This window comes from Streptomyces sp. NPDC053431, assembly GCF_044544925.1.
In the GTDB taxonomy this organism is placed as follows: Bacteria; Actinomycetota; Actinomycetes; order Streptomycetales; family Streptomycetaceae; genus Streptomyces.
Window position 1 is genome coordinate 708,321 of record NZ_JBITXX010000001.1, and the last position, 13,237, is coordinate 721,557.

The 13,237-nt window shown below is 73.2% G+C and carries 13 protein-coding genes; 6 read left to right on the top strand and 7 right to left on the bottom strand.

The genetic code is table 11. The features are described from left to right. Positions 1–48 precede the first annotated feature (48 nt). Complete coding sequence (locus ACIGXE_RS03085) at positions 49–906, top strand: DUF2690 domain-containing protein (protein WP_399742120.1); 858 nt, start codon at positions 49–51, stop codon at positions 904–906. 93 nt (positions 907–999) lie between these two features. On the opposite strand, the gene ACIGXE_RS03090 is transcribed toward ACIGXE_RS03085, so the two are convergent. The 3 genes from ACIGXE_RS03090 to ACIGXE_RS03100 form a co-directional block, all read right to left on the bottom strand. After that, positions 1,000–1,932 (bottom strand): hypothetical protein, encoded by a 933-nt coding sequence (locus ACIGXE_RS03090; RefSeq protein ID WP_399742123.1) that lies wholly within the window; start codon positions 1,930–1,932, stop codon positions 1,000–1,002. Between the two features lie 104 nt (positions 1,933–2,036). After that, positions 2,037–2,480, bottom strand: coding sequence for a hypothetical protein (locus tag ACIGXE_RS03095; protein ID WP_399742126.1), 444 nt, complete (start codon positions 2,478–2,480; stop codon positions 2,037–2,039). 113 nt (positions 2,481–2,593) lie between these two features. Next, positions 2,594–3,427, bottom strand: coding sequence for a helix-turn-helix domain-containing protein (locus ACIGXE_RS03100; protein WP_399742129.1), 834 nt, complete (start codon positions 3,425–3,427; stop codon positions 2,594–2,596). A gap of 256 nt (positions 3,428–3,683) precedes the next feature. Between ACIGXE_RS03100 and ACIGXE_RS03105 the strand changes: the two genes are divergently transcribed. Then, positions 3,684–4,241: a hypothetical protein gene (locus ACIGXE_RS03105; RefSeq protein ID WP_399742131.1), complete on the top strand. Its 558-nt coding sequence runs from the start codon at positions 3,684–3,686 to the stop codon at positions 4,239–4,241. A 114-nt stretch (positions 4,242–4,355) separates the two neighbouring features. Here ACIGXE_RS03105 and ACIGXE_RS03110 read toward each other — a convergent pair whose 3' ends face one another. From ACIGXE_RS03110 to ACIGXE_RS03120, 3 genes are all read right to left on the bottom strand, one after another. Continuing rightward, positions 4,356–5,366 carry an LLM class F420-dependent oxidoreductase gene (locus ACIGXE_RS03110; protein WP_399742134.1) on the bottom strand — a complete coding sequence of 337 codons (1,011 nt, stop codon included), beginning with the start codon at positions 5,364–5,366 and terminating at the stop codon, positions 4,356–4,358. 118 nt (positions 5,367–5,484) lie between these two features. Continuing rightward, positions 5,485–6,330 carry a DUF5336 domain-containing protein gene (locus ACIGXE_RS03115; protein ID WP_399742136.1) on the bottom strand — a complete coding sequence of 282 codons (846 nt, stop codon included), beginning with the start codon at positions 6,328–6,330 and terminating at the stop codon, positions 5,485–5,487. Positions 6,331–6,442: 112 nt separating this feature from the next. After that, a complete protein-coding gene (locus ACIGXE_RS03120; RefSeq protein ID WP_399742139.1) occupies positions 6,443–7,312 on the bottom strand; it encodes an N-acetylmuramoyl-L-alanine amidase in 870 nt (289 codons plus the stop codon). Between the two features lie 550 nt (positions 7,313–7,862). Between ACIGXE_RS03120 and ACIGXE_RS03125 the strand changes: the two genes are divergently transcribed. Together ACIGXE_RS03125 and ACIGXE_RS03130 are read left to right on the top strand one after the other, a co-directional pair. Next, on the top strand, positions 7,863–9,329 hold the full coding sequence (locus tag ACIGXE_RS03125; protein WP_399742141.1) for a hypothetical protein: 1,467 nt from the start codon (positions 7,863–7,865) through the stop codon (positions 9,327–9,329). A gap of 148 nt (positions 9,330–9,477) precedes the next feature. Beyond that, entirely contained in the window at positions 9,478–10,077 is a 600-nt protein-coding gene (locus ACIGXE_RS03130; protein WP_399742144.1) for an RICIN domain-containing protein, read from the top strand. Between the two features lie 95 nt (positions 10,078–10,172). Here ACIGXE_RS03130 and ACIGXE_RS03135 read toward each other — a convergent pair whose 3' ends face one another. Then, entirely contained in the window at positions 10,173–10,811 is a 639-nt protein-coding gene (locus ACIGXE_RS03135) for a class I SAM-dependent methyltransferase (RefSeq protein WP_399742147.1), read from the bottom strand. Positions 10,812–10,947: 136 nt separating this feature from the next. Here ACIGXE_RS03135 and ACIGXE_RS03140 point away from each other — a divergent pair, with 136 nt between their 5' ends. Together ACIGXE_RS03140 and ACIGXE_RS03145 are read left to right on the top strand one after the other, a co-directional pair. After that, positions 10,948–11,985, top strand: a complete 1,038-nt coding sequence (locus ACIGXE_RS03140) for a hypothetical protein (RefSeq protein ID WP_399742150.1) — start codon at positions 10,948–10,950, stop codon at positions 11,983–11,985. Further along, a complete protein-coding gene (locus ACIGXE_RS03145; RefSeq protein ID WP_399742152.1) occupies positions 11,982–13,211 on the top strand; it encodes a hypothetical protein in 1,230 nt (409 codons plus the stop codon). Before ACIGXE_RS03140 ends, ACIGXE_RS03145 begins: the two co-directional genes overlap by 4 nt. The last annotated feature ends 26 nt before the right edge of the window (positions 13,212–13,237 follow it).

The window sequence follows — 13,237 nt, forward strand, 5'->3', positions numbered from 1 at the left end:
CACGTTCATGGCTGGCATGAGCATGCATGACAGGGAGTTCCGGTCACGATGGACCGTGCGGGGTCGGTCAGAGACCTGGCGAGCGAACTGCTCGCCCTCAAGAAGCAGTCCGGCGCGAGCTTCGCCCGGCTCAGTGAACAGACCCACTACGCCAAGTCGTCGTGGGAGCGGTGGGTGAACGGCAAACAGTTCCCGCCCCGCGACGCGGTCGAGAGCCTCGCGAAACTCTGCGAGACCGACCCGGCGCCCCTCCTCGCCCTCTGGGACGAGGAGGAGGCCCGGCGCATGGCACCGGAGCCGGATGCGCAGGGCGAGCCCGGCGAGCCGGGTACGACGGAAGAGGCGGAACCGGCGGAGAGCGCGGAAGGGCCCTCGGCCGGGCCCACGGGCCGCCGCCGGCGCACCCTGTGGGGCGCGCTGGTGCTCGCCGCCCTCCTGGTGGCGGGCGCGGTCACCTACGGCGTCGTCGCCCTCACCGGCTCCGACGAGCCGCCGGCCGCGCCGAAGCCGAAGCCCGTCGTGAAGGTCGCGGGACCGCCGACCGGCTGCACCCTCACCGGCTGCGAGGGCCGCGACCCGAAGAAGATGAACTGCGGCGCCGACGCGATCACCGTGCGCACCGGCTCCATCCCCAAGGACCTCGTCATCGAACTGCGCTACAGCCGGGCCTGCCAGGCCGCCTGGGGCCGGATCTCCTTCGCGCAGGTCGGCGCCACGGTCGTCGTCAACAACTCCGACGGCGCCGCCCAGGCCGACGTCGTCCACTACGACCGCGACGTCTACACCCCGCTGATCGCCGCCCCCGACGACGGCTCGGTGTGGGCCTGCGCCTCCCTCCCGAAGGGCGGCCGTCCGAGCTGCACGGGCCACTTCATCCCGAGCCTGGAGGAGGCCCAGCAGCCGTAGGGGCTGTCCACCGTGCAGGCGGGCTCAGGGGGGCAGGCGGGCTCAGGGGGCAGGCGGGCTCAGCGACAGGCCGGCCCAGGGGTGTCTCGTGCCCTAGGGGCGGGCAGCCCCCTGGCCCCCCGCCGCGAGCACCTCGCGCGCGGCCTTGTCCTGCCGGGCGAGCAGCGCCGTCCAGTCCTTGGCGACGGCCGGGTGACGGTCGAGCCAGGCCTGCTGGACGGCGGCGAGCCGGGTGTACGCGACGGTGAGATAGCCGGTCTCGCTCTTGCAGCGCAGATCGGCCCGCACGATGTCCTTCGGCAGGGCCCTCGGCAGCGCCAGCGGGTCGCGCAGCCCGGGGAAGCCCGCCCGCTCCATGCACTGCCGCCAGCGAGCGGTCGCGGCACCGAACGCGGGATCCTTCTCCACGTCGGCACGCGACTGCTCCTGGGCCTCGAAGAGCGTGATCCGCACCTGGAGCCAGCGCGTCCTGCCGTCGCCGAGGACGTGCTTCTCGGCGTCGGCGAGACAGCCGTTGCCGGGCCTGGACACCTTCATGCCCTTCTCGCCGTGGACGACGACGCGTTGCCCGTCATCGCCGAAGAGCGCCTTCGCGTACGCCGGGGAGGCCTCCGGGCTGCCGGGCTTCGGCGGCTTCTCCGCGGACGGCGCCGGCCCCGGCCGGCTCGCGGACGGCGGAAGCTCCAGGCCGAAGGGCCGCGGCCGCTCGTCCTCGCCCGAGCCGGCGGCCGGAGGGGCGGGCGGCGCGTAGCGGAAGCCGTGCCGGTCCATGCAGTCGATCGCGTACCGTCGCTGTGCCTCGGCGCTGCGGGCGTGGGCGTCGGTCCAGGCGAAGACGCGTTCGGTGACGGGCGGCAGCCTGTGCAGGCGCTCCAGTCCCTCCGGGGAGGCGAGGGTCCGCTCGGCCGGCGCCGACGCCGGTGCGGCTTCCGAGGAGGTCGTCAGCACCGTGCCGCCGACGACGGCGGCTCCGCCCGCCAGAACGGCGGTGAGGGCGAGCAGGACACGGCGGCTGGTCCCGGGCATGGCGGCGGCTGCCTTTCGTCGGTGCGAGGTCGGATGCGGGAGGGGGCGGGCGGGCCCCGGTGCACCCCTGTAGCACCGGGACCCGCCCCTCCCCACGGGGTGGGTCAGAAGCAGTGGATCGTCGTCGACGGTCGCATCTGCAGGGAGCTGGCCGAGTTCTTCTGCCAGGCCGCCAGATCGGAGGGCCACACCTGGCTTCCCGGGTTCACACAGAACAGCAGACCGCCCTGGTAGCCCGGGTCACGGTAGTAGTGGCTCTCGTAGCCGCCGGTGCTGGAATTCGCGGCCGACCACACGTTGTCGTTGACGCCGCTGCCGTAGCCGTCCTCGGGGTAGTTCGCGTTGAACGTGTCGTCGCGGAAGTCGAGGTCGCTGTTGAAGTAGTTGTGCGAGGCGCTGTCGCCCAGGTTGCCCCAGTAGACGCAGTGGTAGCCGGCGGGGCAGTACTGGCTGGCCGTGGCCGAGGTCGCGGTGGCGATGCCGCCGCCGACCAGCAGCGCGGTCGTGGCGGCGACGGCCGCCGCCTTCCTGCGGAGCCCCATGCTCATGTTCATTCCGTTCCTTGTCCGTTGACGTTGCGTACGCAATCGCACGCGTGCGCCAGACTCACATCCGGCGCACACCCGCGTATTGGAAAAAACCGCTGCGCTCCGCTGGGCCCTCAGCCCGCGATCCAGCTGCTCGCCGCCGCCTGGTCCGCCAGGAAGCGGGTCGGCGGCAGCCCCGTCATCGACGTGAACTCCCGGCTGAGGTGGGCCTGGTCGTACAGGCCGCACCGGGCGGCCGTCTCGGCCGGCCGGTGGCCCGCCGTGAGCAGCCGGATCGCCCGGTTCAGGCGCAGGATCCGGGCCAGCCGCTTCGGGGTGAGGCCGATCTGTTCGCGAAAGCGGGCCTCCAGGTGCCGCAGGCTCCAGCCGGTGGTGGCGGCGACCTCGCGGATCGGCAGGGTGCCGCCGGACCGCTCCAGGACGTGCCACGCCTCCAGGACGGGCGACGACGGGCTCGCGGTCTCCTCGGCGGTCCAGCGCAGCAGCGTCTCATCGAGGACCGCGAAGCGCTCGGGCCAGGTCGGGGCGGCCGCCAGACGCTCGGCCAGGTGCCGGGCGCGCGGACCCAGGACGTCGGCCGGGTCGGTCAGGGTGTCGGCGAGCTCGGCCAGCGAGGAGTCGGGGCCGAGGATCCGGTGGGCCGCCCAGGGCGCGAGGGTGAGCTCCACGCCCTGCACGTCACCGCCGTGCCCGAGCACCCGGGACCGGGTGTGCAGCCCCGACACCAGCGAGGTGTGCCGACCTGCGGCCCCGCGGACCCGCATCTCGCCGCCGAAGCCGATGAGCAGCGACACCCGCCCGCTCGGCACCACGAGCCGCTCCTGCGCCACCCCCGCCGTGGAGTGGAACCCCCGGTACGTGCCGATGCCCGGCCCCAGCCGGACGTCCGGCGTCCGGTAGAACCACTGACACCGACCGCCCCCCGTACACACGCGGCGTCTCACCATCGAACTCTCTGACCTCCCGCGCCCGGAGCCGTTCCGGGCCGGTGATCCACTGTCCGGCGGGCCCCGGGCCCGGACCAGAGGCGCCGCCGTCCCAGGGACACCGAGGGACGTCCCACGCCTCTGACCAGCGGAGATGTCAGGAAGAAGGGACGGAGGAACCCGTACGGACTCACTCGGCTGGCGGACTCCCGTGCCCCGGGCGAGGCTGGCGCCACAGTCCCCGGCGCACCCCGCCGGGGCCCAGGGAGGTCTCACCGTGCCCAGCTTCATACGCGCGCGCCGCGCCGTCGTCGCCCTCTTCCTGTCCGGCGCACTCCTCGCGACGACCGCGGCCTGCGGCGGCGACAGCGCGCAGAACGTGAGCACGAGCGTCGGCACCAGCCCGACGGCCTCGGCGAGCTTCGAGCGGCAGAAGCTGGCCAAGACCCGGTTCGTCGCGAACGCGGGACTGGCGGCGGGCGCCACGTACCAGTGGATCGTGAAGCCGTACCGCGCGGGCAAGTTCAAGAAGGGTGCGGACGGGCGGACCTTCGCGCTGGTCAAGGCGGGCCTGGCGGGCGCCTTCACCTACAACCGGCTCAAGGCGGCCGTGAACAACGCCCAGGGCGACCCGCTGCTCTCCAAGGCGGTGGCGCCGCTGTCCGCGGGCATCGAGGCCCTGAAGGACCTCGGTACGAAGCTCCGCAAGGGCGAGGCGACCGCCGGCGACGTCGGCGCCTTCGAAAGCGTCATCAACAGCGTCAAGAACGCGGGTAAGAGCGCGGGCGCCGAGGTCGTCGACCAGGTGCCGAGCACGGCGCAGCTGGGCGGCTGACGCGGCCGGGGAGGGCGGGCCGGCGGGCGGGCCGGCGGGCGGGGCCCCTCAGGAACGCAGGCGGCTCGGGCGTCCGAGAGCCCGAGAGCTCCGGAGCTCAGGAGCTCTCAGCGCTCAGGAGTTGAGCTCTGCCAGCGTGCGGAGGGTCTCGGGGTCCGGTGCCGTGACCAGGAGGTCGGTCACCGGGCCCTTCCGCCATGCCGCGAGGCGTTCGGCGATCCGCTCCCTGGGCCCGACGAGCGAGATCTCGTCGGCGAAGGCGTCCGGCACCGCGAGCACCGCCTCCTCGCGCCGCCCGGCGGCGAAGAGCTCCTGGATGTGCCGGGCCTCGGCCTCGTAGCCCATGCGCGCCATCAGGTCGGCGTGGAAGTTGCGGGCCGCGTGCCCCATGCCGCCGATGTAGAAGCCGAGCATCGCCTTGACGGGCAGCAGTCCCGCGGCGACGTCGTCGCACACCTGGGCGCGGACCATCGGCGCGACGAGGAAGCCCGCCGGCAGGGTGTCCGGGAGGGCGTAGACCTCGGCCCAGCGGGTCGGCGACCAGTAGAGCGGCAGCCAGCCGTCGGCGATGCGCAGGGTCTGCGCGATGTTCTTGGGGCCCTCGGCGCCCAGAAGGACGGGCAGGTCGGCGCGCAGCGGGTGGGTGATCGGCCGCAACGGCTTGCCGAGGCCGGTGCCGTCGGCGCCGGTGTACGGGTGGGGGTGGTGGCGCCCGTCGAGCGCGACCGGCCCCTCGCGCCGCAGCACCTGCCGGATCACGTCCACGTACTCGCGGGTCGCGGTGAGCGGCGAGCGCGGGAAGGGGCGCCCGTACCAGCCCTCGACGACCTGTGGCCCGGACAGCCCGAGCCCCAGCATCACGCGGCCGCCGGAGAGGTGGTCGAGGGTGAGCGCGTGCATGGCGGTGGCGGTCGGCGTGCGGGCGGCCATCTGCGCCACGGCCGTGCCGAGCCTGATGCGCGAGGTGTGGGCGGCGATCCAGGTGAGCGCGGTGAAGGCGTCGGAGCCCCAGGCCTCGGCGGTCCACACGGAGTGGTAGCCGAGTCGCTCGGCCTCGCGGGCGAGGTCGAGGTGGGCGGGGGAGGGGCCGCGGCCCCAGTAGCCGAGGGCGAGTCCGAGTCGCATGCCGCGCAGCCTTTCTGACGGTGTGTCAGTTACGACAGGCTGGGACTGTACGGCAACGGCCCCCCGCCCGGAAGGGATCCGGGCGGGGGGCCGTCGGGAAGAGCGGGTGTCCCGCCGATCAGCCGCGCTGGATGCCGGTGGTGTCCTGGAGGACACCGCGGCGGCCGTCCTGGGTCTGCGCGACCAGGGCCTGGCCGCGCTGCTCGACCGCCAGGTACCAGGTGCCGGGCGCCAGCTCGGCGATCGGCGCCGTGGAGCCGTCCTCGCCGTACAGCGGGCGGGCCACCGGAACGGCGAACCAGAACGGCGCGAAGTCCGTGGCCGGTCCCGCCTGGGCGGGCGCGGGCTGCGGCTGGACGTCGTGCGGGGCCTGCGGCTGGGCCTGCTGCGGCTGGCCGCCGAAGGGCTGGCCGGCGAGCGACGGGTCGGGCTGTGCGCCGTACGGCTGCTGCTGGGCGCCCGGGTAGCCGTAGCCGCCGGGGACGCCCGGCTGGCCCGGCTGCATGCCGTACGGCTGCGGGGTCTGCGGCTTCGGAGCGCCGAGCAGCGGGCCCTGCAGGGCGGGGACCAGCGGACCGGCCACCGCGCCGCCGGCCAGCACCAGGGAGGCGATCAGGCCGAGGATCAGGCCGGCGCCGGCGTTCGCCGACTCGAAGACCCACATCAGCAGGGTCCAGGCGGAGGCGACGGTGAACGCGGCGCCCACCTGGCCGAGGTCGAGACCGACGACCTTGCGCGGCTGCGGCAGGGCGCGCGAGGCGATCACCAGCGCGGCGCCGGCGATGCCCAGGAAGAAGGACCCCCAGCCGAGCGGCGACATCTCCCACGAGTACGCCGAGTCGACCTGGTCACAGATGTTGGCCGGCGCGTCGCAGCCGGAGATGCCGAGGAACGAGGCGATGAACAGCACCACCGCCGCGCCGATCAGCACGCCATCGCCTCGGGTGAGGGAGCGGATATTCACGTAAGAGTCCTTCGTCGGGTCGTCTCGTCGGGGTGGCGCGAAGCACGGGGGCGCCCCATCGTACGGAGCGAATCTATCGTTCGCCCCGTTGCCGCTCGGTCGTGCCCCTTGCCTACCCGTTGAGGTAGGCGCCGATGCCGTTCGCGATCCCCTGCGCCGCCTTCTGGCGCCACGCGGCGTCGGTCAGGAGCGCGGCATCCTTCGAGTCACGCATATTGCCGCATTCGATGAACACCTTGGGCACGGTTGAGAGATTGAGCCCCCCGAGGTCGTCGCGCACGTCCAATCCGGTGCCGGATCCGATGTAGTTGGCGGGTTTTGCGCCGGTGGCCCGCGCGAACTGTGTGACGAGGTTCTCGCCGAGGGTGCGGGAGGGCGCCACGATCTTAGCGGTGTCGGCCGTGCCGCCGCGCACCCGTGCGGGGAGGATCACGTGGAAGCCCCGGTGCCCGGACGCCGAGCCGTCCGCGTGCACGGACACGACGGCGTCGGCCTTCGCCGTGTTGCCGACCCGGGCCCGCTCGTCGATGCACGGGCCGTAGGGGCGCTCGGCGTCGTGGACGAGCACCACCTTCGCGCCCTGCTTCTTGAGGAGGTCGCGGAGACGGTGTGAAACATCGAGGGTGAACGAGGCCTCGGTGTAGCCCGCGTTCGTGGAGGTGCCAGTGGTGTCGCACTCCTTGCGGTTCGTACCGATATCGACCTTCTTGTTGATTTCGGCGGAATGCCGGAAGTTCCCGGGGCTGTGGCCGGGGTCGATGACGACCGTCCGCCCGGCGAGGGGGAGCGCCGGGCCTCCGGCGGCGGTACGGCCCGGGCTCGGCGTCGCGCGCGTGCCGGTGGCCGCGCTCGGGAGGGCGTTCGAGGCGGTGGCCTTGGCGTCGGCGGTACGGGAGGGCTGAGGGGCCGCCTCACCGGCGCACCCGGTCAGGGCGAGCGGCAGGGCGAGGGCGGCGAGGAGCTTCCGGTGGGCGTACGGCACCCCGCGACTGTAGGCGTTCCGCGCCCGGAATGCCCGCAGCGGAACCACGAACACGCAACGTGTGTGGAGGGACGGTGAAGGGTAAGTGGGGGGAACCGTCGCGACGACCAGAGGGGGAACGGTGGCGGGGGAACACGAGAACGGCACCAACGATCCACGCGATCCATCACCTTGGGAATGGACCGGCCCGGGGGCGCGGGGGAGCGGGGACCCGTCCCCGACCCCGGCCGACCCGCCCACGAGCCCGCCTCCGCCACCCTCGCACCCACCGGCGCACGACGCGGTGCCGGGCCCCGAGACGCCGGCGCCCGGGCCGGCGCCCGACTCCGCGCCGGCTCCTGGGTCCGGTCCCGTGCCGGGGGCCGACCCCGTGCCGGGGGCCGGTCCGGTGGCAGGGTCCGGGGCGCCCGGGTTCGGACCGCCGCCCGGGTTCGGGCCGCCGCCCGGGCCTGGGGCCGCCCCGCCGGGGCTCGTGCCTCCGCTCCCACCCGCACCCGGCCCCGCCCCCGCCCCGCCGCTCGGGCCCGCGAACCCCGCGCAGGCCGCCGTCGTGGGCCTGCTGAACCTCTCCTGCCTGGGGCTCGGTTACGTGCTGCTGAAGCACTGGAAGTCGGCGGCCTTGTGCTGGGCCGCCACCCTGGCGCTGCTCGTCGTCGCGCTGCCCGCCGATCCCGACGGCGTACCGCTGTGGGCGCTCGTCGCGTACGGGCTCCTCCTGCTCGCCGCCGCGGCCGACGGGGCGCGGCGCGGTCTGCGCGCCGCCCCGGAGAGCCTGGCGCTGCCGGGCCGGCGAGGCCTCGTGCTGCCGGCCGCGCTCGCGCTGCTGCTCGTCGTCCCCGGCGGCGGCACCTTCGCGTACGGCGCGGCGCGCGACGAGGCCGTCGAGCAGTCGCTGCTCGACCGGCTGGCCGCCGCCGACGCGCAGGTGAAGCAGAGCGAGGGCCAGTCCTTCACGAGCGTGGAGTCCACCTACCGGCAGGCCCTCGCGACCTATCAGGACCTCGGCACGAAGCACGCCGGCTCGCGGGCCGGCAAGCAGGTGCCGGACCGGCTGGCCACGTACTACAACACGGTCTCGGCGCCGTACGGGAAGAAGGACTACTGCTCGGCCGTGCCGGCCCTCAAGCACCTGCGCGCGCTGCCCGACACCGTCGACCGGAAGCTGCTCGGCAGCCTCGTCGGCAAGGCCGACCAGCCGCTGGCCGAGTCGTGGTTCGAGTGCGGGACCCGGACGATCGGCTCGGCGGGCCAGGAGACGACGGCGGCCGACCACCTCAACGCCCTGCTCGGCACCTTCCCGCAGTCGCCGTTCGCGCAGAAGGTCGAGCCGACCCTCCGCGAGGGCCTGCGCGAGCGCGACAAGAGGATGGGCATCTCGCCCTGCGACACGGCCACCGAACTGCGCCGCTTCGACACCACCGTCGGGATGCTGCCGAACACGACCTTCGCGGCGCTCGGCCAGGACACGAAGCGGACGATCCAGCGCGGGGACTTCGCCTGTGGGATCGACCACTTCAAGAAGAAGGAGTTCACCGAGGCCGTCTCGGCGATGGACGACTACGTCAAGGCGTACCCGTCGAGCCCGCAGACCGCCCAGGCCCGCAACGTCGCCATCGCCGCCGAGATCGCCGAGGAGAGCCCGGCCGCCGGGAACAAGGTCCCCTCGGGGGCGACGGCGGACGGCTCCGGGATGGTCATGGTCGTCAGCAACGACGGCCCGGGCGAGGTCGAACTCCTCTACACGGGCCCGGTGACCGGCCGCATCACGATCCCGTCCTGCGCCGGCTGCCGGACGTACTCGACGCTCATCGTCCCCAGGGGCGGCGGCCCCAAGCCCTGTTCCGGTCCGTCGTCGAAGTACCCGAAGCGGACCCTGACGCTGCCTCCGGGCAACTACCAGATGCTGCAGAAGCGGGTGGGGACGGGAACCTCGGCGGGCATGAAGAAGCCGAGCACGACCAAGATCGAGTCGGGCTACAGCTACACCAACTGCCTCTACGTGACCTCCGGCTTCTGACAAGTTGACTGGGCAACAGTTCCGGCGCTCCGCGTTTGCGCGGGGTGCCGGACCGGCCGATAGTGGAGAACAGCGGCCATCGGCCCGCCTACGCGTGGTCACTCGTACTCACTCGTACACACCCGGACTCAAGATGTGGAGTGCTCCTATGCGTCCACACAGGGAAACGCGGTCCCGTCGCCTCCTGACGACGTCGACGATCCTCCTGGCCGGAAGCGCTCTGCTCCTGCCGATCCCCGCGGTCGCCCACCCCGCGGCGGGCAGCACCACCGGTACGAGCGCCTCGCAGGCCCGGATCTCCGGCGCGGCCTTCCAGTTCCGCAACCTCGAAACCGGCAAGTGCATGACCTTCAACGGCGGCACCCTCGCCCAGAACAACCTCGAACTGCTGCAGTTCGACTGCGACACGCACCCGTCACGCCGATGGAGGATCACCAACTGGAACGGTGATTCGTACCAGCTGGTGAACGCCCAGAGCGGCAAGTGCGCGACCGTCGCCGGCGGCCGGTCCACCGAGAACAACGTGGAGCTCGTCCAGTTCACCTGCGACTCCGACCCCTCGCGCCGCTGGCGCCTGACCAACTGGGGCGGCACGTCGTATCAGGTGGTGAACGTCCAGACCGGCAAGTGCGCCACGGTCGCCGGCGGCCGGTCCACCGACAACAACGTGCACATGGTCCAGTTCACGTGCGACGACGACCGCTCCCGTCGCTGGGTCGTCCGCCTGGCCGGAACGCCGAACGGCTGACACCGGGGCCGGACCCGCGCCGGACAGGCTCGGCCGACCCGGCTGACCGGGCCCGCGCCGGACAGGCCCCGGCCGACCCGGCCGGCCCGATCCGGCTAGCCGATCCGGCGCAGGACCCGCATCGAGTCCGTGACCGAGATCTCCTCGAAGTCGCCGGACTCCAGCGCGCGCAGGTAGATGCGGTACGGGGCCTGGCCGCCGTCCGCCGGGTCCGGGAAGACGTCGTGGATGACGAGCACGCCGCCGGGGGCGACCTTGGGGGCCCAGCCCTCGTAGTCGTTGGTGGCGTGCTCGTCGGTGTGCCCGCCGTCGACGAAGACGAAGCCGAGCTGCCCGGCCCACACCTTCGCGACCTGCGGGGACCGCCCGACGACCGCGATCACGTGGTCCTCGAGCCCGGCCTTGCGGAGGGTGCGGCGGAACGTCGGCAGCGTGTCCATGACGCCGACCTCCGGGTCGACCACGGTCGGGTCGTGGTACTCCCACCCCGGCTGCTGCTCCTCGCTGCCCCGGTGGTGGTCCACGGTCACCGCGACCGTCCCCGCCTGCCGCGCGACGTCGGCCAGCAGGATCGTCGAGCGCCCGCAGTATGTGCCGACCTCGAGGAGCGGAAGGCCCAGCTTCGCGGCCTCGGCGGCGGCCGCGTACAGGGCCAGCCCCTCCTTGACGGGCATGAAGCCCTTGGCCGCCTCGAAGGCGGCGAGAATCTCCGGGCTGGGCTCCGTGGCGGTCATGGACCACTCCTACTGGTGGGTACGACGTGTGGGCGCCCATCGTGCCCCATGCCTCGCCCCGCGTCCCACCCGGAGCCCCCGGGGCCGTAGCATCGGGGCGTTTGCTTTGACGTGGACACTTCGCAGGGGGGAACGCGTGGACGACGAGAGGCGGAAACGGCGCCGAGGACTGCTCGTCACCGTGATCGCGGGCGCGATCATCGCATCGGCCGCGGGCATCGGACTGTGGGCCACGGACACCAAGCCGTTCCGGGACAGCTACTGCTGGGGCGCCTGGCAGGAGAACAGCGGCGCGGAATTCCTGGGCGAGGAGGTGCTCGCCGAGCCCGGCACCGGGCGATGGGCCACCGAGTCCGCGCCGCCCGCCCCCGACCGGCCGCACGCCACCTGCACCGTGGAGGTGGCCTCGACGTCCGCCGGCGGCGGTGGTGACGACGGCGACCACGGCAAGGTCACGCTGGAGTACGGGGCCGTGCCCGCCGGAGCCGAGGAACGCCGCCCGTGGATCTCCCGGAACCTCCACGGCTCCGCCTCCCCGCTGCCCGACGGCCTCCCGGGCCTCGTCGCGAGCGACCGGGGCATGCTCGTCCTGCCCACCGCGTGCGACGCGGACGGCAGGCCGGTGACGGTGACGGTCCGGAGCGAGGGCTTCACCATGGGGCCGCGGTCGACCGTCGGCCGCCTGCTCGTCGACGCGGCCAACCGGCTCATGAAGAAGGCGGGTTGCGCGCCGGAGGAAGAACTGCGCATCACCTCCCCGATGGCGAAGGTCGCGGAGCGGAGCTCCCCGGCCGATACGCCCTTGTGCCGGATTCCCGGGGTGACCTTCGCGTACGACAGGACGGTCCACTACGAGGAGCAGGTCGGCACGGTGGGGGACCGGCTCCAGACCTGCTCGGCGTGGTTCAGCGCCCGCCGGCTTCCCGACGAGCCCGCCGCCCAGTTCGTGATGGCGGGCGAGCCACGGCTGGCCGCGCTGTTCAGGGGGCTCCCCGAAGGCGCCGACAAGGGGCTGGTGCGCGCCACGTGCGACGGTCGGGAAACGGTCTTCTACGGAGACGTCCGGCCCGGCCTGCAGGGGCACGGACAGCCGGACGACCGGCGGGTGTTCCAGAACTTCGTCACGTCGGTGAGCAAGCGCATCGGATGCGCGACCGGGGGAGAGGCACGATGAACGAGAAGGCGAACAAGACGGCGAACGAGAAGGCGAACGAGACGGCGAATGAGACGGCGAATGAGACGGCGAACGACAACGGGAGGACACCCGACGCCACGGAGGAGACGCCCGCCGCCGCCCCGTCCTCCCGTCTGCGGCGTCTGCTGCGGAGTCGTACCGCCCGTACCGCGACCGTCGCCGCCGTCGTCGGCGCGCTGCTCGGCGCCGGGACCGTCGCCTGGCGCACCGACACGTTGCCCCTGGTGAGCGGTCACGCTCCCTGCTGGGACTCCTTCGACGAGGGAACGATGACGGCGCTGTTCGGCGACCGCGAGACCAGGGTCGAGGAGCAGGCCCTGGAGAGCGACGGCCGCGCCCGGGGCCTGACCTACGGCGAGTGCCGTGTCACCAGCTACAAGGGCGACAGGATCAGGCGCCGGCTGCATGTCGGCGTCCACCGCCTCGACGGCCTCTACGGGACCGACGCGCACCGGTGGCCCGGGGAGTTCCTCACCTCCCGGATGGTCCCGCTCGGCGAGGGCCTGCCCGGCATGACCTCGGCCGAACGGGCCTGGCTGGCCCTGCCGGAGAGCTGCACGGGCCCGGTCGGCGACAACGAGGCGGCGACCGTGGTCGACGTCTCGATGGGGGCCGCGCTGGAGATCGAGTGGGAGTACCAGGACGAGGACCGCGCCGCCCTGACCCGCGCGGTCGTCGCCGCGGCCAACGGCGTCATGCGCGACTTCGGCTGCTCCGGCACCTACCGCACCCCCGAGCGGCTGCCGGCCCTCCCCGAGCGGGGCCCCGTCTCGGCCACTTCCTTCTGCGGGATCAAGGGGCTGAAGATGCCGGCCCGTACCGGTGAGGAGCTGACGTGGTCCAGGTCGAGCGGCGACGGCGGCCCGGCGCGCGTGTGCGAGGCGGGTTACCGGAGCCTGGACGCCACGCTGCGGCTGACGACGGTGGTCGACCGCGGGCTGACCGACGTGTTCGGGAAGGACGTGCTTCGCGGCGGGACGGGAGTCAAGGGCACCAAGGGGTACGGGAGGGTGAGCGCGACCCGGGCGGTGTACCAGGCGGAGTGCCAGACCGGACGCGTGCTGTTCATGGTGGAGCAGGACCGTCCCCTTTACGACGACGCGACCCGGCTCACCCGCGAGCTGCTGCCCGCGTACGTCGCCGCCGAGGCGGAGCGCATCGGCTGCGGGCCGGAGAAGGTGGAGGCGAAACCCTCGCGCACCTGACCCGGCGCCGCTGATGACGACCCGGA